Annotated in this window: 21 protein-coding genes; 13 read left to right on the top strand and 8 right to left on the bottom strand. The window is 63.7% G+C overall.

The window, feature by feature from the left end; all coding sequences use genetic code 11:
• Positions 1–3: 3 nt before the first annotated feature.
• Complete coding sequence (locus CHB97_RS18205; RefSeq protein ID WP_089289419.1) at positions 4–840, bottom strand: ABC transporter permease; 837 nt, start codon at positions 838–840, stop codon at positions 4–6.
• A 140-nt stretch (positions 841–980) separates the two neighbouring features.
• On the opposite strand from CHB97_RS18205, the gene CHB97_RS18200 reads away from it, so the two are divergent.
• A complete protein-coding gene (locus CHB97_RS18200) occupies positions 981–1847 on the top strand; it encodes a LysR substrate-binding domain-containing protein (protein ID WP_200820010.1) in 867 nt (288 codons plus the stop codon).
• Between the two features lie 40 nt (positions 1848–1887).
• On the opposite strand, the gene CHB97_RS18195 is transcribed toward CHB97_RS18200, so the two are convergent.
• Positions 1888–3075: an MFS transporter gene (locus CHB97_RS18195; RefSeq protein WP_244559603.1), complete on the bottom strand. Its 1188-nt coding sequence runs from the start codon at positions 3073–3075 to the stop codon at positions 1888–1890.
• A gap of 98 nt (positions 3076–3173) precedes the next feature.
• Between CHB97_RS18195 and CHB97_RS18190 the strand changes: the two genes are divergently transcribed.
• Complete coding sequence (locus CHB97_RS18190; protein WP_089289417.1) at positions 3174–4046, top strand: LysR family transcriptional regulator; 873 nt, start codon at positions 3174–3176, stop codon at positions 4044–4046.
• 214 nt (positions 4047–4260) lie between these two features.
• Here the strand turns inward: CHB97_RS18190 and CHB97_RS18185 are convergent, their stop codons facing one another.
• Together CHB97_RS18185 and CHB97_RS18180 are read right to left on the bottom strand one after the other, a co-directional pair.
• Entirely contained in the window at positions 4261–4698 is a 438-nt protein-coding gene (locus CHB97_RS18185) for a YkvA family protein (RefSeq protein WP_244559602.1), read from the bottom strand.
• A gap of 55 nt (positions 4699–4753) precedes the next feature.
• Positions 4754–5950: a citrate synthase family protein gene (locus tag CHB97_RS18180; protein ID WP_089289416.1), complete on the bottom strand. Its 1197-nt coding sequence runs from the start codon at positions 5948–5950 to the stop codon at positions 4754–4756.
• A 90-nt stretch (positions 5951–6040) separates the two neighbouring features.
• Here CHB97_RS18180 and CHB97_RS18175 point away from each other — a divergent pair, with 90 nt between their 5' ends.
• The 6 genes from CHB97_RS18175 (at position 6041) to CHB97_RS18150 (ending at position 13946) form a co-directional block, all read left to right on the top strand.
• The gene (locus tag CHB97_RS18175) at positions 6041–7114 is read left to right on the top strand and encodes a citrate synthase/methylcitrate synthase (protein WP_089289463.1); all 1074 of its coding nucleotides are present in this window, start codon (positions 6041–6043) and stop codon (positions 7112–7114) included.
• Positions 7115–7212: 98 nt separating this feature from the next.
• The gene (locus CHB97_RS18170; RefSeq protein WP_143271003.1) at positions 7213–9000 is read left to right on the top strand and encodes a di-heme-cytochrome C peroxidase; all 1788 of its coding nucleotides are present in this window, start codon (positions 7213–7215) and stop codon (positions 8998–9000) included.
• Positions 9001–9342: 342 nt separating this feature from the next.
• On the top strand, positions 9343–10398 hold the full coding sequence (locus CHB97_RS18165; RefSeq protein WP_143271000.1) for a methionine ABC transporter ATP-binding protein: 1056 nt from the start codon (positions 9343–9345) through the stop codon (positions 10396–10398).
• Positions 10367–11032 (top strand): methionine ABC transporter permease, encoded by a 666-nt coding sequence (locus CHB97_RS18160; RefSeq protein WP_089289413.1) that lies wholly within the window; start codon positions 10367–10369, stop codon positions 11030–11032. The genes CHB97_RS18165 and CHB97_RS18160 overlap by 32 nt, the downstream gene beginning before the upstream one ends.
• A gap of 5 nt (positions 11033–11037) precedes the next feature.
• Positions 11038–11811, top strand: a complete 774-nt coding sequence (locus tag CHB97_RS18155; protein WP_089289412.1) for a MetQ/NlpA family ABC transporter substrate-binding protein — start codon at positions 11038–11040, stop codon at positions 11809–11811.
• A gap of 143 nt (positions 11812–11954) precedes the next feature.
• Entirely contained in the window at positions 11955–13946 is a 1992-nt protein-coding gene (locus tag CHB97_RS18150) for a bifunctional diguanylate cyclase/phosphodiesterase (RefSeq protein WP_089289411.1), read from the top strand.
• Here the strand turns inward: CHB97_RS18150 and CHB97_RS26625 are convergent.
• Positions 13894–14361, bottom strand: a complete 468-nt coding sequence (locus CHB97_RS26625; protein ID WP_256387131.1) for an SDR family NAD(P)-dependent oxidoreductase — start codon at positions 14359–14361, stop codon at positions 13894–13896. The genes CHB97_RS18150 and CHB97_RS26625 overlap by 53 nt on opposite strands.
• A 584-nt stretch (positions 14362–14945) precedes the next feature.
• Here CHB97_RS26625 and CHB97_RS18140 point away from each other — a divergent pair.
• From CHB97_RS18140 to CHB97_RS18125, 4 genes are read left to right on the top strand one after another with little or no spacing between them, the layout of a single operon-like run.
• Entirely contained in the window at positions 14946–15476 is a 531-nt protein-coding gene (locus CHB97_RS18140; protein WP_089289410.1) for a hypothetical protein, read from the top strand.
• Between the two features lie 46 nt (positions 15477–15522).
• Positions 15523–16104 (top strand): glycoside hydrolase family 108 protein, encoded by a 582-nt coding sequence (locus CHB97_RS18135; protein ID WP_089289409.1) that lies wholly within the window; start codon positions 15523–15525, stop codon positions 16102–16104.
• 16 nt (positions 16105–16120) lie between these two features.
• Positions 16121–16657, top strand: a complete 537-nt coding sequence (locus CHB97_RS18130; RefSeq protein ID WP_089289408.1) for a hypothetical protein — start codon at positions 16121–16123, stop codon at positions 16655–16657.
• Positions 16654–18150 carry a hypothetical protein gene (locus tag CHB97_RS18125; RefSeq protein WP_089289407.1) on the top strand — a complete coding sequence of 499 codons (1497 nt, stop codon included), beginning with the start codon at positions 16654–16656 and terminating at the stop codon, positions 18148–18150. The genes CHB97_RS18130 and CHB97_RS18125 overlap by 4 nt, the downstream gene beginning before the upstream one ends.
• A gap of 33 nt (positions 18151–18183) precedes the next feature.
• Here the strand turns inward: CHB97_RS18125 and CHB97_RS18120 are convergent, their stop codons facing one another.
• The 3 genes from CHB97_RS18120 to CHB97_RS18110 are packed head-to-tail and all read right to left on the bottom strand — an operon-like array spanning position 18184 to position 20496.
• A complete protein-coding gene (locus tag CHB97_RS18120) occupies positions 18184–18621 on the bottom strand; it encodes a DUF4157 domain-containing protein (protein WP_089289406.1) in 438 nt (145 codons plus the stop codon).
• 4 nt (positions 18622–18625) lie between these two features.
• Positions 18626–19981 carry an ATP-binding protein gene (locus CHB97_RS18115; RefSeq protein WP_089289405.1) on the bottom strand — a complete coding sequence of 452 codons (1356 nt, stop codon included), beginning with the start codon at positions 19979–19981 and terminating at the stop codon, positions 18626–18628.
• Positions 19978–20496 carry an RICIN domain-containing protein gene (locus tag CHB97_RS18110; RefSeq protein WP_089289404.1) on the bottom strand — a complete coding sequence of 173 codons (519 nt, stop codon included), beginning with the start codon at positions 20494–20496 and terminating at the stop codon, positions 19978–19980. Before CHB97_RS18110 ends, CHB97_RS18115 begins: the two co-directional genes overlap by 4 nt.
• A 183-nt stretch (positions 20497–20679) precedes the next feature.
• Here CHB97_RS18110 and CHB97_RS18105 point away from each other — a divergent pair, with 183 nt between their 5' ends.
• A complete protein-coding gene (locus CHB97_RS18105) occupies positions 20680–21039 on the top strand; it encodes a lysozyme inhibitor LprI family protein (RefSeq protein WP_089289403.1) in 360 nt (119 codons plus the stop codon).
• Positions 21040–21166: the final 127 nt, after the last annotated feature.

The raw sequence follows: 21166 nt of genomic DNA, 5'->3' as shown, positions 1-21166 counted from the left end.
GGTTCAATTCTCCAGGAAAGAGGGACGCCAGGCCAGTGCGCGCCGTTCCAGCGCCCGCACCAGGGAATCGGCGGCCAGCCCGATGCCGGCATAGACCAGCAGGCAGAGCACGATCACATCGGTGCGCAGGAAATCACGGGCGCTGTTCACCAGGGCCCCCAGGCCGGAGGCGGCGTTGATCTGTTCGGCCACCACCAGGCAGAGCCAAGCCACCCCCAGCGCATAGCGCAGGCCCAGCAGGAAACCGGGTGCCGCCCCCGGCAGCACGACATGGCGGATCAATTCCCGCCGCGACAGGCCGAAAACCCGCGCCGCCTCAACCAATTTGGCATCAACGGAGCGGATACCGTTGAAAAGGTTTAAATAAACCGGGAACAGCGCGCCCAGCGCGATGAGCCCGATCTTGGGCGCTTCGCCAATACCGAACCAGACGATGAACAGCGGCACCAGGGCCAGCAGCGGCAGGGTGCGCAGCATTTGCAAGGGCGGGTCGACCAGCACTTCGCCCCGGCGGGTCAGGCCGGCGGCGAGCGCCAGCGCGGCCCCCACCGCCACCCCGATGGCCAGCCCGGCCAGCACCCGCAGCAGGGAGACGCCCAGATGCCAGGGCAGTTCCCCCGACAGGGTCATGTCCATGAAGGTGCCGACCACCGCCGACGGGGCGGCCAGCACGCGCGGCGGGATCACCCCGGTGCGGGCGCCGATTTCCCACAACAGCAACAGCAGCAAGGGGGAGGTGGCGCGGGGATTCCAAAGCTTGGAGGCGATACGCTTCAGGCTGCGCACCGGGTCACCCATGCTGCCACGCGCGACGCTGTCGGAGGAGACGATGCTGGTCATTGGCTTCACCACACAGGATTTTGTGTATAAAAAAGATACTCACACATTCGATGATGTATGATATCCATACAAAATCCATAGGGTAAATGGAAATTCGCTCAAGCCCCCCTTAAATGTCGCTCAAGCATGATGGAGCCAGCATGATGCCCCCCAATCTGCCCACCGATCTGTTGCGCAGTTTTGCTGTGATCGTGGATGCCGGCACCCTGCAGAAGGCGACGGAGCGCATCTATCTCACCCAATCCGCACTCAGCTTGCAGATGAAGCGGCTGGAGGATCTGGTGCAGACGCCCCTGTTCGTGCGCGACGGGCGGCGGCTGGCGCTGACGCCGGCCGGCATCACCCTGTTGGGCTATGCAAGGCGGATGCTGACTTTGAATGATGAGGCGGTGGCGGCGCTGGCCGGGGATGATGTCGCCGGGCCTTTGCGGGTGGGCATGGTGCAGGATGTCTCTGAAACCCTGCTGACCGGCGTGCTGGCGCAATTCGCCAAGCTGCATCCGCGCGCGCAATTACAGGCCCGTGTGGCCGGCACGCTGGAATTGCTGGAGATGCTGGAGACGGATCGGCTGGATATTGTCGCCGGCTTCGGTCCGGCCGGCGACCCCGCCAGTGTGCGGACGGAACCGATGCGCTGGCTGGGGGATGCCGAACTGCTTGCCGAACCGGTCCTGCCGCTGGCCGTGCTGGAAAAACCCTGCCGTTTCCGGGAGGCGGCCATCGCCGCCCTGGATGCGGCGGGCCGTTCCTATCGCGTGGTGCTGGAAACGCCCAACCTCTCCACCCTGCGGGCGGCGGTGCGGGCCGGGCTGGGCATCACCTGCCGCACCGTTTTGTTCGGCACCATGTCCCCGGTGCTGGAGGAAGGCTTGCCGGCACTGCCCGATGTCTCCATGACCCTGGCCAGCCGGGCCGGCGGTACCGCGCCGATCAACAGCCTGATCGGCCTGATCCGCAGCGCGGTGCTGGAACTCGCCCCAATGGAGGAAAAGGCGGAGGCGGCATAGGATCGTTATTGTATCGAGGCTATCTGGCTGGCAGGGGTCTTCAGTGCCCCCGCCGCACCACCAGTTGCGCCAGCAGGGCCAGCAGCGACAGGCCCACGCCCAAAAGGCTGACACCCGCCCAGCCGGCCAGGGGCCAGAGCTGCATGGCGGCGGCCGAGCCAAAACCACCGCCGATGAACATGGAGCCCATGAACAGGGTATTGACCCGGGCGCGGGCCTGCGGCCGCAGGGAGAAGACGATATGCTGGTTGGAGATCAGGGCCGCTTGCACCGCCAGATCCAGCACGATCACCCCCAGCACCAGCCCGGTCAGGCTCTGCCACAGGCCGAAGATCGCCCAGGCGGCCAGGGTCAGCGCGGCACCGGCGCGCACCACGGTGGCAGGCCCGCCCCGATCGGCCAGCCGGCCGGACAGCGGGGCGGCCAGGATGCCCACCAGCCCCAGCACACCGAACAGCCCGGCGACATCGGCCCCCAGCGCGTAATCCGGCTGTTGCAGGCGCAGGGCCAGCACGGTCCAGAACACGCTGAAGGCACCGAACATCAGGGCCTGGGTCAGGGCCGCCAGCCGCAGGGCCGGCAGTTCCAGCCACAGATGCAGCAGCGATTTCAGCATGGTGCCATAGCGCAGCCGGCCCTCTGCCGGGCTTTTCGGCAGGTGCAGGGCCATCCAGCCTGCCATGGCCAGCGCCACCGGCACGGCCAGCCAGAACATGGTGCGCCAGCCGCCATGGCTGGCCACCAGCCCGGCGATGGTGCGGCTGAGCAGGATGCCTGTCAGCAGGCCGGACATCACCGTGCCCACCACCGCACCCCGCTTGTGCGCCGGGGCCAGATGCGCGGCAAAGGGCACGATCTGTTGCGCCACGGTGCTGAACAGTCCGATCAGCAGCGATGCCGCGATCAGCGTGCCGGCCCCCGGTGCCAGGGCCGCCCCAGCCAGGGCCAGGGCCAGCGCCAGAAAGGTGCCCACCACCAGGGCGCGGCGTTCCAGCATGTCGGCCAGTGGCACCAGCAGGAACAGGCCGGTGGCATAGCCCAGCTGCGTCGCCGTGGGCACCAGGCTGACGCCGTCGCCCAATTCCTGGCCGATCAGCCCCAGCATGGGCTGGTTGTAATAGATATTGGCCGCCGCCACCCCGGCCCCCGCCGCCAGGGCAAAGGTCAGCGTCCGGCTCAGCGGATGTGCCTGGGGAACGGGGCCGGCGGCCATTGCTTGGCTGTCCATGACGATCACTCCGTTAGCGATTCATGGGCGCAATCTGGATTATATCGAAATTTGGCGGTAGTTTGTTGGATTGATATGCCAGCCTATCGGAAAGCGATATGATCAACCTGACCGATGCCGAGGTTCTGGTCGAAGCCGTGGCCAGCGGCAGTCTGGCCGCGGCCGCCCGGCGGCTGGGCATTGCCCCCATGGTGGCCTCCCGCCGGCTGGCAGCGCTGGAGGCGGAACTGGGGGTGCGGCTGGTTCACCGCACCACGCGTGCCCTGTCATTGACCACGGCGGGGGAGGCGTTTCTGCCCCATGCCCGCGCCCTGTTGGAGGGGGCGGCCGGCGCGCGTGATGCCGTGCGGCCGGAAGCGCTGGGCGCATCGGGCCTGCTGCGGGTCAGTGCGTCCAGCGCCTTTGCCCGCAAGGTGATTGCCCCGTTGCTGCCCCCCTTCCTGGCGGCGCATCCAGCCTTGCGGGTGGAACTGGTGGTGACCGATCTGCGGCTGGATCTGGCAGCCGATGGGGTGGATTTGGCGATCCGCGTCGGCAAGCCGCTGGAAAACAGCCAGATGGCCCGCCGGCTGGGGGACAGCACACGCCAGCTTTTCGCGTCCCCCGCCTATCTGGCGGCACGCGGTTGCCCGCGCGCCTTGGCCGATCTGGCGGGGCATGATTGCCTGATCCAGACCAGTTTGCCTTATTGGGATTTCCTGATTGATGGGCGGGTGCTGCACCATCGGATGGAGGGGCGGTTGACCGCCAACAGCATTGATGCCGTGCAGGCCGCCTGTATCGCCGGGGCCGGTATCGCCTGCATGGCGGCCTGGAATGCCGCGCAGGAGGTGGCGGCCGGCGTCCTGGTGCCGGTGGAGCTGGCGGATGCGGTTCCGGAACCCTGGGGCATTTGGGCCATCACCCCCAGCCCAAGACTGATCCCGCCCAAGGTTCGGCTGTTCATTGCCGCCTTGCAGGAGAGGTTATAATACCAAAAGCCATTCCCTCAGTGTCTGTTTGAAATTTTTTCGTTTATTATCAATTCATTGCTTTATCCTCACCGTCACCCCGGCGAAGGCCGGGGTCCAGAATCACAGGCGCCTTGCTTCACGAAACTGGACCCCGGCCTTCGCCGGGGTGACGGTGATACAGAATTTTAAATCGCGTAAGAGCTTGAAAAAAGAAAGCTTTCCGGACACACACTCAATTCTCAATCACCGGACCGGCCTGGATTTCCGCCTCATCCGTCGGGCTGACCTTGTGGCTGACCAGCCAGGCGCGGGCCTGATCATGGTGGCGGGGCAGGATGGATGTGGTGACGGTCCGCAAAGCCAGCATCAACACAGCCGCATCATCGGTGAAGCCCAGCCCGACGATGAAATCGGGGATGACATCCACCGGCATGATGAAATAGGCCAGCGCCCCCATCAGAATGGCTTTGGCGCGGAACGGCGTGGCCGGGTCGGTGGCAGCATAGAAGGTGGCGATCAGCTTTTCCGCAAAGGGAATGCGGGCAAGATTGTCACGCAGCTTGCCCCAGAAGCGGGCCAGCACCAGTTTGCTGTCGCGCACCAGCTTCTGCGGATCGACGCGCAACGCCTCCTCGGCAACTTGATCCATCTCGGGTGTCTGTTCGGGCATCCATCGTCTCCCCTCTCCGCTTTATATGTGGTCCGGGATGGACGATGCCAAGCCGTCATCCCGGCCGAATACCAGTGTAACGCGCCCGTGGCCGGATCAGCACGGGCGAGCGCACCTGTTCCAGCAGATGCGCCATCCACCCGACGGTGCGCCCGACGGTGAACAGGATCAGCGGTGCCGTGGCGGGCAGGCCCAGCCGGTCGGCCAGCAGCACCAGGGCGAAATCGATGGTGGGGGGCAGGCCGGCAATATCCTTGCCGGCGCGGGCCAGCTCCAGCGCGCGGGCCAGGCGCTGGTCCTGCGGCCAGGCCTGTTTCATCCGGCGCAACAGCCATTGCGCCCGGATATCTCCCTCCGGATAGAGCGGGTGGCCGAAGCCATGCGCCTCCTCCCCCCGCGCCAGCAGGGCGGCGAGGGCCTGGGCCGGTGTCTCTGGCCCATCCAGCAGACGGGGCAGCAGGGCCGCCACCAAACCCGTCGCCCCACCATGGCGGGGGCCGCGCAGGGCACCGATCCCGGCGGATATACAGGCATAGGGATTGGCCCCGGTGGAGGCGACGCAGCGCACGGTAAAGGCCGACGCGTTCAATTCATGATCCGCGCACAGCACCAGCGTGGCGCGGATCAGCGCCTGCGCCGTCGCCTCCCGGATACCCCAGGCGTCCGCCAGCATCTGGTGCAACGGCAGGCGGGTCGGTTCGGTGCCGGCCAGCACCGCCCCGGTCAGCCGCAGGATGCGCGCGCCGGTGCGCGCCAGCCCCGTCGGCGTGCGGTTAACCGCCTTCAAATCCGCTGCCCCCGCCAGCGGCAACAGGGTCAGCAGCCGGTCCAGCGGGTCCATCGCGGCGGGCAATTGCGCGGCCAGGACGGGCAGGGGCGGCGGCGCCTCCCCGGCAAAGGCATCTTCCGCGCACTCCCACAACAGGCCGGCCACAGTTTCCAGGCTGGCTTCTTGCGCCAGGGCTGTGGCGTCGCGGCCCCGGTAGTAAAGCCCGCCACCGGTGATCAGGGTGATGGCCGATTCCAGCACCGGCGCGCCCCAATCCAGCGCCCGGTCGGGCGTGGCATCGGCGGGGCGGTCGCGGCGGGCCACCAGCGCATGTACATCATCGGCCCGGTAAAGCCGCGTCCGCCCGCCGCCCGTTGCCTCCGACCGGATCAGGCCCCGGCTGACATAGGCGTAAAGGGTGGCGAGGCTGACGCCCAACTCGGCAGCGGCTTCCTTGGCACTCAGGGTCAGGGGATTGTTCATGATATATTGATCAATTCAATCAAGATTGACCATATATGCACGCTGATCCGACACTGTCCAGCGATCAAGGTTTCATTGTTGGAGGATGTCATGAATATCGGTCTGGATGGCGTGGTGGCGGCGGAAACGGTGTTGAGCCATGTCGATGGCGCCGCCGGGGTGCTGGTGCTGCGCGGCCTGCCGGTGGAGCGCGCAGCGGCCAGCCTGGATTTCGAAGGGGTGACGGCGCTGCTCTGGCACGGTTTCCACCCGCTGGCCGATCAGGGGGAGGCCAGCATCCGCCAGCATCTGGGCCGGGCGCGGCTGGCGGCCTGGGCGCTGGTGCCCCGGCTGCTGCCCGGCACCCAGGGGCTGACCCCGGTGGAGGGGCTGCGGCTGATGCTGTCCGGCCTGCCCGACGCGATGGAAGAGGATGCCGCCATCCTGGTGACGGCGGCGGTGCCCGTCTTCATCGCTGCCCAGCACCGCCAGTCGCAGGGTCTGGCCCCAGTGGCGCCGGATGCCAGCCGGGGCCATGCGGCGGATTTCCTGCGCATGGTGACGGGGGAACCGGTCGACGCGGCGCTGGCCCGCGCCCTGGATACCTATCTGGTCACGGTCAGCGACCATGGCTTGAACGCGTCTACCTTCGCCGCGCGTATCGTGGCCTCCACCCGCGCCGGCATGGTGTCCAGCATTGTGGCGGGGCTTTGCGCCCTGAAGGGCCCCCTGCATGGCGGCGCACCGGGGCCGGTGCTGGATATGCTGGATGCGGTGGGCGATGCTGCCCATGCCGGCCCCTGGGTGGCGGGGGAGCTGGCGGCGGGCCGCCGGTTGATGGGCTTTGGCCACCGCATCTACCGGGTGCGTGACCCCAGGGCGGAGGTGCTGAAGGCGGCCGTCCGCCAGCTGTCCAGCCCGCGTATCCAACTGGCCGAACAGGTGGAGGCGGCGGCCATCGCCGCCCTGCGTCAACATCGGCCCGACCGGCCGCTGGAAACCAATGTCGAATTCTATACCGCCCTGCTGCTGGATGCGGTGGGCTTGCCGCGTGACCTGTTCACCCCCGTGTTCGCCATGGGCAGGGTGGCCGGCTGGGCGGCCCATGTGATGGAGCAGGAGGCAACGGGCCGCCTGATGCGCCCGCAATCCCGCTATATCGGCCCGGTTGCGGTGGCCGCCTGACCGCCTATCCCTCACTCCCGCTTAGCGATTTCAATTCCGTTACAAAACAACCTATGGCATAGGTTGTTCGGATAGAAAATCGCCGCGAGGGGGAAAAGATGCGGGCATGGGGGAAGATGTTGCTGGCCGGGGCTGCCTTATCAGTCCTGGCCGGTTGCGGGGGTGAATTGCCGGATCGCCCGGTGGAAAAGGTGGTCTGGGCAGAACAGGGATGGAGCGCGGAGGACCGCGACTTCTATGATTACACTGCCCAGGGCACGGTGATCGCGCCGGTATCCTGGTTCATGGCCCTGGAACGTCCCTTCAGCACCGACAAATTGTCGGACAGCGGCTTCCTGTACCAGCTGGGTTTCCTGCCGCAGGCGGTGACCCAACGCAACCCGCTGGGCCTCCCGGTGGGCTTTGCCGTCAATAATGACCAGGGGCCGCCCAAGGATAAGGGGATGGGGCCGGTGGTCGGCTTCACCTGTGCCGCCTGCCATACGGGGCAGCTCAGCTACAAGGGCACGGCCTTCCGGGTCAGTGGCGGGCAGGCGGGGGCCGATGTTACCGGCTTTTCCAGCGCCTTTGGCCTGACGTTGATCGAAACCTATTACAACCCCTTCAAATGGCGGCGCTTTGCCAAATCAGTGCTGGGCGACCGGTATGAGGATGAGGGGGCCTATACCGTGCTGAAGGCGGCCTTCAAGGCCGCCGCGCATAAGGCCATCGCCACGGTCTGGTATAGTTTCACCAAGGATATCTACCCCACCAAGGAAGGTTTCACCCGGCTGGATGCGTTGGGCCGCATCGGCAATACGGTGTTTGGTGATGATCTGCATCAGCCGGAAAATTACCGCACCGCCGATGCGCCGGTGAACTTCCCCTATCTCTGGGATATCTGGAAGTTCGACTGGGTGCAGTATAATGGCTCCGTGCATCAGCCCATGGCCCGCAATGTCGGGGAGGCCTTGGGCGTGCGGGCGCGCACCAATTTCGTCACCGTCAACGGGGATCCGATTCCCCAGCCGGACAACTGGGATACCTCCATCCCGGTGACGAATTTGAAGGATATTGAGGAACGGCTGTGGCATCTGACCGCGCCGAAATGGCCGGCGGCGATCTTCGGCGCCTATGATCAGGCCAAGGCTGAACAGGGCCGCGCCCTGTTTGAAGAAAATTGTTCCCACTGCCATGCCCCGCGCCCGATCAAGGAAGGCCAGAACGAGAAGGCGAAATGGGCAGTCACCATGGTGCCGCTGGAACGGATCGGCACAGACCCGACGGCCGCCGGCAACTTCGCCGACACGGTGGTCGATCCCACGAAACTGACCGGCAAACCCGGTGATATTGATCCGGCAACGGGGCTTTATGTGGTGACCACCGGGGTCAAGGATCGCGCCTATGATCTGCTGGGTCTGAATGAACAGCAGCGTCAGGACTATGACGGGTTCGGCCGGGAAAACCTTGTCCGCGCCCCCTGCGCCTACAAGGCCCGGCCGCTGGATGGTGTCTGGGCGACACCGCCCTATCTGCATAACGGGGCCGTGCCTAATGTCTATGAACTGCTGAGCCCGCTGGCTGAACGCTCCAAAAGCTTCTGGCTGGGCAATTATGAATATGACCCGGCGACGCTGGGCTATGTCACCACCAAGATCAAGGGCGGGTTTGAGCTGGAGACGGGCAAGACCGGCAATGCCAATAGCGGCCATCTGTTCAGCGACAAAACCGGCCCCGGCGTCATCGGCCGCGCCCTGTCGCCCGAGGAACGCCGGGCCATCATTGAATATCTGAAGGCCATGGACGACATGCCGCCGACCCCGCTGGAGCCGGTGGATGCCAATTGGGGTGACAGCTATGCCTGCCAGTCACAAGCCAAATGGTGGGAAAAACTGACCAAGGGTTGACGGTGCTGCGGTGCCGGTTCCCGCCGGCACCGCCTTTCCCGGCCATGCTGTAACCAGTTTACCGTCTAGTTTGCTGTAAATTGTCTTCCAGCACATATCTGCTGTGTGAATTGAATGCTGGCCACGCTTCGGCTTCTGCGCCATCTTATTGGCTTCTGCGCCGTTCATCCGGCGCCGCGGCAAGTTGAGGGCAGCTTGGCACCGCGTCACCAAAGGCTTAAAGCGCCATAGCGGGAACTGCCCGCCGCCATGGCCCCGTAAGTTGGTGTGAAGACGGCGTTGATGGCAAGCACAGGGGCAGTCCCCCCCGATACAGAATTTACCGATCCCGCAATTCCGGCCATGGTTCGGCTGACCGGCCTGCGCAAGGTTTTTGGCGGCAAGGGCAAGCCGGCCGTCACCGCCCTGGATGGGGTGGACCTGATCGCCCCCACCGGCAGCATCACCGCCATCATCGGCCCCAGCGGGGCTGGCAAAAGCAGCCTGCTGCGCGCCGTCAACCTGCTGGAACGGCCGGACAGCGGCAGCGTGGTTGTTGGCGGGCAGGATTTGACGGGCCTGTCGGAAGCCGACCTGCGCCGGGCCCGGCAATCCATTGGCATGATCTTCCAGCATTTCAACCTGCTGGCCAACCGCACCGTGGCGGGCAATGTGGCCCTGGCGTTGGAACTGGCCGGCTGGCCGCGTGACCGCATCGCCCCGCGTGTGGCGGAGCTGCTGGATCTGGTGGGGCTGACCGACAAAGCGGGGCAATATCCGGCCGCCCTGTCCGGCGGGCAAAAGCAGCGGGTGGGCATTGCCCGCGCGCTGGCCCCCAACCCGCAATTGCTGCTGTGTGACGAGGCGACCAGCGCGCTGGACCCGGAAACCACCCGGCAAATCCTGGACCTGCTGCGCCGGATCAACCGCCAGCTGGGCCTGACCGTGCTGTTGATCACCCATGAAATGTCGGTGGTGCGGGAAGTGGCCGACCATGTGGTGGTGCTGGAGGCTGGGCGCATCATCGAACAGGGTGATGTGACGCGCATCTTCACCCATCCCCAGCACCCCACCACCCGCGACTTCCTGGCCGGGGAGACGGGGACGAGGCTGCCGGCGGCATTGGCCGCCCGCCTGTCCCCCACCGCCCGGCCCGGCGATGTGGCACTGGTGCGGCTGCACGCGCTGGGACCGGTGGCGGCGGGGCCGGTGCTGGCCGGCTTTGCCCTGGCCGGGGTCGCCGCCAGCCTGGTGGCCGGGCGGGTACAGGCGCTGAAGGAGATTCCCTTTGCCGCCCTGGTGCTGGCCCTGAAGGGCGATGCGACGGCTATTGCGGCGGAAATCAACCATCTGCGCGCCCAGGGGGCGGATATTGAGGAGCTGGGCCATGTCGCCGCAGATGCTGTCGCTTTTAACTGACGCCACCCTGCAAACCCTGTCCATGGTGCTGGTGGCCGGTGCGCTGGCCTGCTTGGGGGGCATTCCGCTGGGCCTGTTCCTGGCGCTGTGCGGGCCGGGCGACCTGTTGCCGCGCCCGGCCCTGCAGCGCCTGCTGGGTCTGGTGGTCAATGCCACCCGCTCCACCCCCTTTATCATTCTGGTGGTGGCCATTGTGCCGCTGACGCGCGCACTGACCGGCACCTCCATCGGTACGGCGGCGGCCACGGTACCCCTGACACTGGCCGCCATTCCCTTCATTGCGCGGGTGGTGGAAGCCGCCGTGCGGGAGGTGGACCATGGGCTGCTGGATGCCGCCCGCGCCATGGGGGCGCGGCCCGGCCAGATCATCCGCCTTGTGCTGCTGCCCGAAGCCCGCGCCGGCATCCTGCGCGGGTTGACCCTGGCCGCCGTCAATCTGGTGGGCTATTCCGCCATGGTGGGTGCTGTGGGCGGCGGCGGGCTGGGCGATCTGGGCATACGCTATGGCTATCAGCGCTTCATGCCGGAAATGATGCTGGCGGTTGTGCTGATCCTGATCGTGCTGGTGCAAATTCTGCAATCGGGCGGCGAGGCGCTGGCCCGCAAACTTGATAAACGCCATCTGAAAGGCTGATATCCATGCGCATCCTGGCCCTGCTGGCGCTTGCCGCCGCCTTTGCCCTGCCCGCCCAGGCGGAGAAAATCCGCGTCGGCGTCACCCCCGGCCCGCACGCCCAGATCATGGAAAAGGTGCGCGATCAAGCCAAGGCGACGGGGCTGGAGATCGAGATCCTGGAATTCAGCGACTATGTGGTGCCGAATGAGGCACTGGCCAGCGGGGATCTGGATGCCAACAGCTTCCAGCACCAGCCCTATCTGGATAACCAGATTGCCGACCGGGGCTATAAGCTGGTCTCCGTGGCCAAGACCGTAACCTTCCCGCTGGGCCTGTTCTCCGCCAAGCTGAAAAGCCTGGAGGCGCTGCCGGCCAAGGCCAAGGTCGCCATCCCCAACGATCCCACCAATGGTGGCCGCGCCCTGATCCTGCTGGCGCACCGGGGCTTGATCAAGCTGCGCGACGGGGCCGGGCTGGCCGCCACACCGCTGGATATCACCGACAATCCGAAGAATCTGCGCATTGTGGAGCTGGACGCCGCCCAGCTGCCGCGCAGCCTGAATGACGTGGATATTGCCGCCATCAACGGCAATTACGCGCTGGAAGCCGGGCTGGACCCGACCAAGGATGCGCTGGCGCGGGAGGCCGCCGATGGCCCCTACGCCAATGTTATCGCCGTGAAGGCGGCGGACAAAGACAAGCCCTGGGTGAAATCCCTGATTGCAGCCTATCAGAGCGCGGCAGTGAAGCAATTCGTGGTCGACACCTTCAAGGGTGCTCTGGTCCCTGCCTGGTGACGCGAAGATTTAACACATCCGACCTCACCTTAAGGATATTGTCGCCCCGGTGAATTCCCGTCCCCTGCAACATAAGGTAGGCAGACTGGGAATGGCAGAATGATCGGGCGACTGTGGCCTCTGGAACGCTCAAAAGCCTGACGATGCGTCAGGCGCTGCTGATCTTGTTGAGCGCGGTCTGCATCGGTGTGGTGCTGACCGCGACAGAGGCCGCCTTTACCGTTCACCGCAAGCAGACAGCGGCACAGAGTCAGCTGGTTCAGATCATGAACCTGCTGGAAGGCCCCAGCCGCAACGCCTTGTGGAACCTGGACCAGACCCTGGCCGACAGCATCTTTGGTGCCGCCACTGCCCTGGAACCGGTGGGGCGGGTGGAAATCCACGATGTTTCCGGCACCATGTTCGCCGCCACCGGCGAAAAGCCGGCCATGGTCAGCGATTTCCGTCGCCGGATGATCGCCCCCTATATGACCGCCGAACGGACCCTGACCCGTCCCGGCGGAACGGAGGTGATCGGCCGTCTGGTGCTTTATCTGAAGCCGGACAGTTTTATACAGGATGCGCGGGCTACCATCCTGGGATCGGTCCTGCTGGGGTTGACGCGTAATCTGCTGCTGGCCCTGCTGCTGTCGGTGATTTTCCACCTGTTCCTGACCCGGCCGCTGATCAAGCTGGGCCGTGACCTGATCCGCGTGCGGCCGGACAGCCCGCTGGCCAACCCTATTCGGGTGCCGCGGTTCCATGAAAATGACGAGCTGGGCTATGTGGCCTCCCGCATCAATGAATTGCTGGCCCAGCTGCACCGGTCACAGTCGGAATTGCGGCGGCTGGCCACGCGCGACCCGCTGACCAACATGCCCAACCGGGTCTTGATGACCGAGTCCCTGAATGGTGCCGTGGAACGGGCGGGACAGAGTGGCCGGGCGCTGGCGGTGCTGTTCCTGGATCTCGACCGGTTCAAGCATGTCAATGACAGCCTGGGCCATGCCATTGGCGATGCGCTGCTGCGGCAGGTGGCCGAGCGGTTGCAGGAAAATCTGCCCGCCGGCCATCTGGCCGGCCGGCTGGGTGGCGACGAATTCCTGATCGTGCTGGAGAATATGGACAGTGCGGACGAGGTGACCACCCTCGCCCGCCGCCTGTTGAACGCCTTAATCCGGGCCTACACCATTGACGAGCAGATTTTGCATGTCGGCGCCAGCGCCGGTATCGCCATGTATCCCGGTGATGGGGAAGACAGCGTTTCCCTGATGCGACATGCCGATGTGGCCATGTATGCCGCCAAGGCGCTGGGCGGCGGCACCTTCAAATTCTTCGACCGGGCGATGACCGAACGGGCGATGATCATCCTGCGCACCGAGGCCAGCCTGCGCGACGCCCTGGCTGACGATGCGCTGCATATCCATTATCAGCCCAAGATTGATCTGGAGACCGGGGCAGTCGCCGGGGCAGAGGCGCTGGTGCGCTGGAACCATGCCGGCCGCATGATCTCCCCGGCGGAGTTCATCCCCATTGCGGAGGAAACCGGCCTGATCATCGATCTGGGTTACTGGGTACTGACGCAGGTCTGCCGGGATACCGCCTCCTGGCACCGGCGACTGCCGGGGCTGAGCATCGCCGTCAATGTTTCCGCCCGCCAGCTGGCAGAGCGGGACTTCGCCGACCGCGCCATTGCCATCGTGCGGCGGGCCGGGCTGTCGCCCTCCATGTTCACGCTGGAAGTGACGGAATCGGTGGTGATGCGCGATGTGGCCAACCAGATGGTGGTGCTGAACGCCCTGCGGCTGGCCGGTTTCCGCATCGCCGTGGATGATTTCGGCACGGGCTATTCCTCCCTCTCCTATCTGCGGCAATTGCCCGTCACGATGCTGAAAATCGACCGTAGCTTCGTCAATGATGTGCCGGGTGATGCTGCCATAGCCGCCACCGTCATTGCACTTGGCAAGAAGCTGGGGCTGACCACGGTGGCCGAAGGGGTGGAAACCCAGGAACAATATGACTGGCTGCGTCAGGAAGGCTGTGATCAGGCCCAGGGCTATCTGATCTCCCGCCCCATTCCGGCGGTCCGCTTTGAAAAGGAATTCATTGATCCCTCTGCCGGCCCGCAGCTGCGGCTGGTGGGGGCGGAGGAATAGGCTGCTGCTGCATCGCTTGCCGTGCACGGCCGGCGGTGGGGCTATTCAGCGATGCCCCGCTGCCGGCGATATCATAGCAGCGGCATGAAATCTTGACCGATGTATCAGACCGGAATGAGGCTGGCATTGAAATCATGCACCAGCTGATGCTCCCCGCTGCCGGGATTGTCACGGATGGGGCGGCTGTCAGACGGATGGGGCCCAGCAGGTTGGTATCCAGGATGCTGCGGGACACCGCATCATCGATCCGGCCGGCCGGATCGTCAAACGGCATGATGCCGGCATTGTTGATCAGCACAATCAGGCTCGGATAGTCGTGGACCAGCCGGGCCGCCACCTTCTCGATATCGGCGGCATTGGTGATGTCCAGGGCCATGCCATTAATGCCCGGATGGGTAGCGGCGATTTCATCCAACAGGGCCGGGCGATTGGTATCAGCTGCCCACCGGACCCGACAGGGGGCAATTCTGCGGTTCAGGAAAAGCCTTCTGGCCGGCCAGCGCGAGCTGTGGTTTTCAAACTGGATAAGGGTTTCGATACCGCTATCGGCTTGAGCATCTGGCCGGCTCTAATACCAACCCGCCGCTTGGTAGCGGCGTAAGCCAAGCTGCCGGAAGCAGCGCCTGGCGCATGAGGGAACGCAAAATCTCCCTGGATCGGTCACGATCAAGGGAGATTGGTATAAGTCCTTGTTCAGCGAGCGGATTCACGCTCCAACGCGATTCCGCGGTATTTCAGGCGGCTGATCTTCATCCAGCGGGCGAGATTCGCGGGTGACGATAGCGAGTGATCGGCATAGCGACAAAAACCTGGAGAGGTTAAGAATTGATCAGTTGCATCTTTTGATAGAGTGTTTTAATAATAATCTTATGAATAATGCAACGAGTAATATGGCGCAGCAGTGTGATGTCTGCTGCGTGCCCATCGTGCTGACAGTTTCGGGGCCGCAGGATCGGATAGGGCTTAGGGAAGATGGTTGACGCACGGCAATGGTCACAGATGTTCACACGCAGCCGGCGTGCCTTTTTCGGGGCGGCGGTTGGCCTGGGCGCCGGCTTCGGGATGAAGGCGGCGCCGGCGCGCGCCACCATGGCGCGCCAGCCGATCAGTTGGGTGCACGGCAACAGTGCCACTGTCGTCGATGCCCAGGGGTTGGAGCGTGACAGGGTGGAAGACAATGCCCGTGTCGTGCATGGCCGGTCCTGGTCGCGCGTCCCGTTACACTTTGCGGTGCCTTCGCTCGCCCTGGATACAGGGTCCGGTCAGCGCGTCACGGCGATCTGGATACGGTTTAAGGCTGAACAGGGGGCCTTGATCAGCGCCATGACGCTGCATGATTGCGAACGCACCCTGACACACCGCGAAAATCTGGCGTTGCAGCATGTGGATTGGGACGATGTGCGCATCGCCCTGGACCCGCCCTGTCTTATGTCGCGCAGCCTTGGGCTGACACTGGAATGCAGCTTTTCTGATGTGGCGCGTCAAATATCGATCAGCGCCATCGGTTGCGAGTTTGGGATGACGGTCTGACCCGGCGTGCCCCGCATCGCCCGGCTGCCCGGAAGAGGGAACAGATATGGCTGATTTTTCACAATTTCTGCCCATCATTTTGCGCAATGAAGGCGGTTGGGTCGATAATCCCGCCGATCCAGGTGGTGCGACCAACAAAGGGGTCACGTTCCAGACCTTCAAAACCTATGCGCATTTATTGAACGTGGCGCCAACACTGGACAATTTGAAAAAATTGACCGATGAGCAGGCCGGGAAAATCTATAAAATTGAATATTGGGATCCGATATTTGGTGACGAAATACAATATCAGAATCTCGCCAACATATTTTGCGACTTCCATGTTAATGCCGGGTATCACGCAATTGAGCTTTTTATAAAAATTCTCAATACACTTGGAAGTAATCACCATCCTTCCGGAAAACTAACGCGCACAGTAATGAGTTCACTGAATAACCATGATTCAACAGAAATATATATGGAATATAAAGATGGACGAATCAGCTATTATCGTGAGCTGGCGCAGACACATCCGATGTTACGCATCTTTCTGAAAGGTTGGGTCGCCCGGGTCAATTCTTTCCCTGATGTTGCCGTTCCCGGCCGCGCTGTAGCGGCCAACACGGCCGCATCGACGGGTAGAAACTGAACAGGAGTGCTGACCCGTGTCCGATCCGGATCATGATCATGAGGAAAAGGCCGGCAGCAGCCCTGATGCCGGTGCCGCGAAGGGGGCAGACGGCCCCCGGCCGCCTTCGCGTATTTCCTTGACCGGGCTGCTGGAAACGGTTCATGCCAGCGTGGTTGGTCAGGTGCGGGAGCATAGCGACCGGGCACTGGAACATCTGCTGGCCCGTTATTTTCCGCTGGATCCACAAACCGGCCGCATGATGCCGAAAACGGTGCAAATGCCGCTGCCGGGCCCCAATGGAACACCGGTTCTCCGGGATGTTCCCCTGTTTTTGCTGACCAATCACCATGATGTCGCCATCGACAACTTTGTCATCAGACTGAAAACCGGCCTGCTGGAAAAGACGGGGGCCAATGGCGCCTCTCAATTGATGTTGGAACTGGAAGCCGGGGAGGGGGGCGGCCATGCCATTGCCGAGATCGAAATCCAGTTTCGTGGCACCTCTGCGGCCCACGGGATCGCCCGGATCAATGATACGATCGTAAAACAGATGGGTGGGGAGGAGCGATGAGCGACTCCCTTTCCGCCGGTGCCGCCGCACCCGTGACACGCAATGTCCTGATCGTGCTGCTGATCCGCTTGGCGGCAGTCCATGTGATGGCCCTCTATGCCGGTATTTTCACCGTAATCCATTGGTTGCGCGATGTGCCACTTGTGGAAAGCTGGATCATCGGCGCCATCGGCTTTGCGATGTTGTTTCTGGCCTTCGGGGTGATGCTGACCGGGCGCGCGACCGGTTTTTTCAGCACGCCCCATCACCGGTTCAGTGTCGATTGGCTGCCATTGCTGCTGATCTGGCCGCTGGGCCTTTCGCTTTGGTCCTGTTTCGGCTTGGGTCTGGCAAGCATGCAGGCCCGGCAACACATGGCCAATGGGGTGGCCATGCCGTTGATGCTGCTGGCCGCCACGGTGCCGCCCCTGCTCTTGGGGCGGATAGCCCCCTGGCCGGAACAGCGCCGCACCTGGCAGAAGCTGCTGGATGCGCATTATGCCCTTGCAACGATGGCCGCGGCGGCCGCCCTGTTTCTCGCCATCCACACGGCAGTGCAGCAGGATTCGGCGATGGGGAATGAGGGTGGGGGGCCCGCTTCCACGGCTTCCACCACCGCTGCCACACCGGGCTTTGTCTGCGATCGCACGAAGATCATCAAATCAGACAATGAGGAGGAGGCGGCGGACAATCAATGTCCCCCTGTCCAGCAGCCAGCCCCCCTTCAGGTGGTGGCACCGGGTGACGCCAGCAAGCGCCCCATTGATCGGCATGCGTCGTCCTGGGGCATGATATGGCTGCTCCTGGCCGGTGCGGTGCTGGGGGTGACCCGGTTCATCGCTGCGCGGGCGGCAACGGCCCATCCAGCCACAGACGACGCGGACGCAGATAGCGCGTTGCCCGCCGGTGCCACGGCGCAGGGAGCGGACATGGCGGGGCGGTTGATGGCGATGGTGCGAACGCAGGCGCTCTCGCAGGCTGCGGCATTACTGCGCGGCAGTGCCGGCACCGCGCCCAATGGCGATCTGCTGACGGATATGGTGGGAAAGATCGTCAGCCGCCCGGCATCCGCGTCACCGGCGGCGCTGGCGCCTTTGCTGGCGAACACGGTTGCGGCTGTCGCGGCAGCGCCGTCAGCCTCAGCCACGCCACCAGCGCCTGAAGTGCCGGTCCCGGCATCGGTGGCGCCGCCTCCCGCTGCGCCAGCCCCGGAACCGGTTCCGGTTGCGCCTCCGCCACCGGATGATCATGTGGCCGCCGCGTTGCAGGAACAGGTCGCTGGCATGAATAGCGCGCTGAACAAACAGCAGGATACGGCCGCGCAACTGCAATCCAGCGTCGTTTCCCTGCAAGACAAGCTGGAACAGCAGGCCCAGGCCATGAATCAGGTCATGACGGAATCGCAGCGCGCCGCGGAGGAAAGCCGCCGTACCATCGACAGCCTGACCCGGCTGATGCAGGGGATGAAGGCCGATCTGGAGCGTCTGAGCCGCAGCCAGTCAGAGGCGTCGTAGCAATATAGAAGGCTTTGGCGATGGCGGCGACGGTCAGCCGCCCTTCAAGGCGCGTTGGCCCATAAGGTCAGCCTCCCGCTCCAGGCCGGGGCTGTCATTGATGGCGGTGCCATTGACCGTCGCCGTGGGTTTGACCCGGCCCTGGGCCTGTTGCACCACATGCCAGGCCTCATGCGGCAGATGTTTTTCCTGCCCGCTGGCCAGATGGATATCGCTGCCCTGGGCGTAGGCATGGGCCTGCATGGCTTGCGGTTTGGCTGAATTATAATGGACCCGTACATTGCCCATGCCAACGCCCGACAATTTCTCGATGCCCTGCGCCAGGTTCATTGGCATCCCGCCGGTTGTGCGCTCATCCTTCAACTGCCGGGGCTGCACGCCGGGCCGCAGGTCGTTCAGCTCAAGCCCCGTTGCCGCCCGCCGCTGTGCCGACGGTTTATGCTTTCTGCCCAGGGATGCGTAGTCGCTCATGAGCTTATCTCCATTGCAGGCTCTTGCTGTCCTTGGCCAGTTCGCGCCGCAGCGCCTCCACCAGGACGCTCCGGGTGACAATACGGCTGTCGCTGGCGGCGGCTGCCAGGGTGACGGTCCGCAGCACATTGATGATGGCGCCACCGGCAACCTCTGCCCGTTCTGCCAGTTCATGCAGATCGATATCGGCGGCCAGTTCCACGCTGCCGGCGAAGGCCGACTGCCACAGGCGCAGCCGTTCTGATGGCCCCGGCATGGGGAATTGCACCATGGCCTGGAAGCGTCGGGTGAAGGCTTCATCCATATTGGCGCGCAGATTGGTGGAGAGGATCACGACGCCGGGGAAATCCTCAATCCGTTGCAGCAGATAGGCCGTCTGCTGATTGGCATGGCGGTCATTGGAACTGCTGGCGGCCGTGCGTTTGCCGAACAGGGCGTCTGCTTCGTCGAAGAACAGGACCCAATCGCGGTATTGTGCCACATCGAAGACGCGGCCCAGATTCTTCTCCGTCTCGCCAATATATTTTGACACCACCATGGAGGCATCGACCCGGTAAACCTCCCGCCCGGTGACCTTGCCCAGCAGGCAGGCCGACAGGGTTTTACCGGTGCCCGGCTGGCCGAAGAACAGGGCGCGATAGCCCGGCTTGATCTTGCCGGCCAGTCCATATTCGCCCATGACCCGCTGGCCATGGGCCAGCCAGAGACGGATTTCATTCAACTGCCCCATGGTCTGGGGATCCAGCACCAATTCCTGCCAGCCTTGCGCGCAGGAAATGGGGCGGGCCGGGAAATCATATTCACTTTCCGGCCGCGCCGGCTCCCCGGTCAGCAGATAATGCAGCCAGGCTTCCGACAGGCGCAGCGGGCTGGCAATGCGCGGCAACCGGTCGCCCTCGCTCTCCAGCCGTAGCACCTGTTCGCGCATCAGCCGGTGGGAAGGGGTGGTCAGCCGGTGATAATCTGCCCAGCCGGACCGGTTACCGGCCGAGAGCAGAAAGGCCAGGGTCTGGCCGCTGGGCAGGAAGCCGCGATGGTTATTTTCCGCCACGCCGCCGAATTCGGTCAAGACACGGCCGGTCTGGCTGCTGGTCAGCAACAGCAGATCCAGCAGTTCCGGCCGCAGATGGGGGGCCAGGGTCAGGGCCAGGGCAATCCGCTCGGCCCGGCCCAGGTCCCAATCCTGCACCAGCCGCCCCAGGGCAGAGGGCGGCTCCGTCAGGTCCGGCGGTGGAAAGTTCGACAGCAGATCGGGATCAGGTTCGGCCGAAAGATAATTTTCCACCTGCGCCTGCAACAAGGCGCCGAACCAGTTCAACTCCTGCTCCAGGGCCGCCAGATTGGCGTCCAGCCCCGTCATAAGGCACAGGCCCGCAATTGCCAATATTGGTTGCGGTTGCCGGCATCCTTCCGCCACAGCTTGGCGGCCCCGCCCTGCAGGTTGTTGCCACCGGAATCCAGCACATAGGGGCCGGCTGCCGGACCATATTGGATGGATAGCGACAGGCCGATATTCTGTACGAAGAAGCTGCCATCGCCGCGCGGTGTGATCTGCCATAGCTGGGTCTGGCGTTGCGGTATATCGGAATTGAGATAGACCAGACAACCGCTGCCATCGGGGAAGACGCCATTCACCTCATGCTGGTCCGGCAGGTTAGCATCCAGGCAGAAGCTGGTCGGCTTTCCGGCAGCATCCAGCAGATATATCCGGCCATTGTCCCGTTTCTGTATCCAGCCATTGGTGCCGGAATTGGGGTGCAGCGGATGCTTGGTTACCAGCACATTGGCACCCGCCACCGGTACTTCCAGCAGCATGTCTGTGTGGCCGTCATTCCAGATCAATTGAAACGGCGTGCCGGTGGCATAGGGGCTCAAAGTGGGGCTCCATCACGGCAAAACGATAAGATTTCATGGTATATTAAACCAATGGTAAGTGCAATTTCTATAAAAAAGACCACAATAGGTGGTCATACAATGCAGGTACGTGACAAATTTGCCATTTGTCCCGCTGCCCTTTACCGGTTAGGCTGTAGTCAGCCGATCTTCTGAAGGGATATCATGATGCGCATCCTGTCTGTGGCACTGCTGGCTTCCCTGCTGTTGGCCGCACCGGCCCATGCCGTTGACTGCGACAATGCCACAACCCAGGCCCAGATGACGCAATGTGCGGCGGATATGTATAGCGAAGCGGACAAGCTGCTGAATCAGACCTATAAGGATGTAATGGCCAAGCTGGAACCTGCTCGCCAAAAGGCCCTGAAGCAGTCGCAGCGCGACTGGATCAAGTACCGCGATAGCCACTGCAAGGCGGAATCCTCGCAAATGTTGGGGGGGAGCATGTATGGAACGGTGCTGAATTCCTGTCTGGCGGAGACGACGACGGCACGGACAGAGAAGTTGAAAGAGATGGGAAAATAATATTTCTTGAATTTCTTATACCAATCCGCCGAGGGTTTGACCCTTGGCGGATTGGAGGCTGGCGACTGCCGGCCCGCGCCACCTGCCGCGTAAGCCAAGGGCGCGGATGCGCCCGCCCGGCGCCTGA

It is taken from the genome of Azospirillum sp. RU38E (genome assembly GCF_900188385.1).
Taxonomy (GTDB): Bacteria; Pseudomonadota; Alphaproteobacteria; order Azospirillales; family Azospirillaceae; genus Niveispirillum.
The sequence above is the reverse complement of the archived record's forward strand: the minus strand, read 5'-3'. Positions and strand labels throughout refer to the sequence as shown.

Bases quoted from the DNA above. Each gene is read 5' to 3' on its own strand.
- CHB97_RS18205 (WP_089289419.1), bottom strand. From the start codon at position 840: ATGACCAGCATCGTCTCCTCCGACAGCGTCGCGCGTGGCAGCATGGGT.
- CHB97_RS18200 (WP_200820010.1), top strand. From the start codon at position 981: ATGATGCCCCCCAATCTGCCCACCGATCTGTTGCGCAGTTTTGCTGTG.
- CHB97_RS18195 (WP_244559603.1), bottom strand. From the start codon at position 3,075: ATGGACAGCCAAGCAATGGCCGCCGGCCCCGTTCCCCAGGCACATCCG.
- CHB97_RS18190 (WP_089289417.1), top strand. From the start codon at position 3,174: ATGATCAACCTGACCGATGCCGAGGTTCTGGTCGAAGCCGTGGCCAGC.
- CHB97_RS18185 (WP_244559602.1), bottom strand. From the start codon at position 4,698: ATGCCCGAACAGACACCCGAGATGGATCAAGTTGCCGAGGAGGCGTTG.
- CHB97_RS18180 (WP_089289416.1), bottom strand. From the start codon at position 5,950: ATGAACAATCCCCTGACCCTGAGTGCCAAGGAAGCCGCTGCCGAGTTG.
- CHB97_RS18175 (WP_089289463.1), top strand. From the start codon at position 6,041: ATGAATATCGGTCTGGATGGCGTGGTGGCGGCGGAAACGGTGTTGAGC.
- CHB97_RS18170 (WP_143271003.1), top strand. From the start codon at position 7,213: ATGCGGGCATGGGGGAAGATGTTGCTGGCCGGGGCTGCCTTATCAGTC.
- CHB97_RS18165 (WP_143271000.1), top strand. From the start codon at position 9,343: ATGGTTCGGCTGACCGGCCTGCGCAAGGTTTTTGGCGGCAAGGGCAAG.
- CHB97_RS18160 (WP_089289413.1), top strand. From the start codon at position 10,367: ATGTCGCCGCAGATGCTGTCGCTTTTAACTGACGCCACCCTGCAAACC.
- CHB97_RS18155 (WP_089289412.1), top strand. From the start codon at position 11,038: ATGCGCATCCTGGCCCTGCTGGCGCTTGCCGCCGCCTTTGCCCTGCCC.
- CHB97_RS18150 (WP_089289411.1), top strand. From the start codon at position 11,955: ATGCGTCAGGCGCTGCTGATCTTGTTGAGCGCGGTCTGCATCGGTGTG.
- CHB97_RS18140 (WP_089289410.1), top strand. From the start codon at position 14,946: ATGTTCACACGCAGCCGGCGTGCCTTTTTCGGGGCGGCGGTTGGCCTG.
- CHB97_RS18135 (WP_089289409.1), top strand. From the start codon at position 15,523: ATGGCTGATTTTTCACAATTTCTGCCCATCATTTTGCGCAATGAAGGC.
- CHB97_RS18125 (WP_089289407.1), top strand. From the start codon at position 16,654: ATGAGCGACTCCCTTTCCGCCGGTGCCGCCGCACCCGTGACACGCAAT.
- CHB97_RS18120 (WP_089289406.1), bottom strand. From the start codon at position 18,621: ATGAGCGACTACGCATCCCTGGGCAGAAAGCATAAACCGTCGGCACAG.
- CHB97_RS18115 (WP_089289405.1), bottom strand. From the start codon at position 19,981: ATGACGGGGCTGGACGCCAATCTGGCGGCCCTGGAGCAGGAGTTGAAC.
- CHB97_RS18105 (WP_089289403.1), top strand. From the start codon at position 20,680: ATGATGCGCATCCTGTCTGTGGCACTGCTGGCTTCCCTGCTGTTGGCC.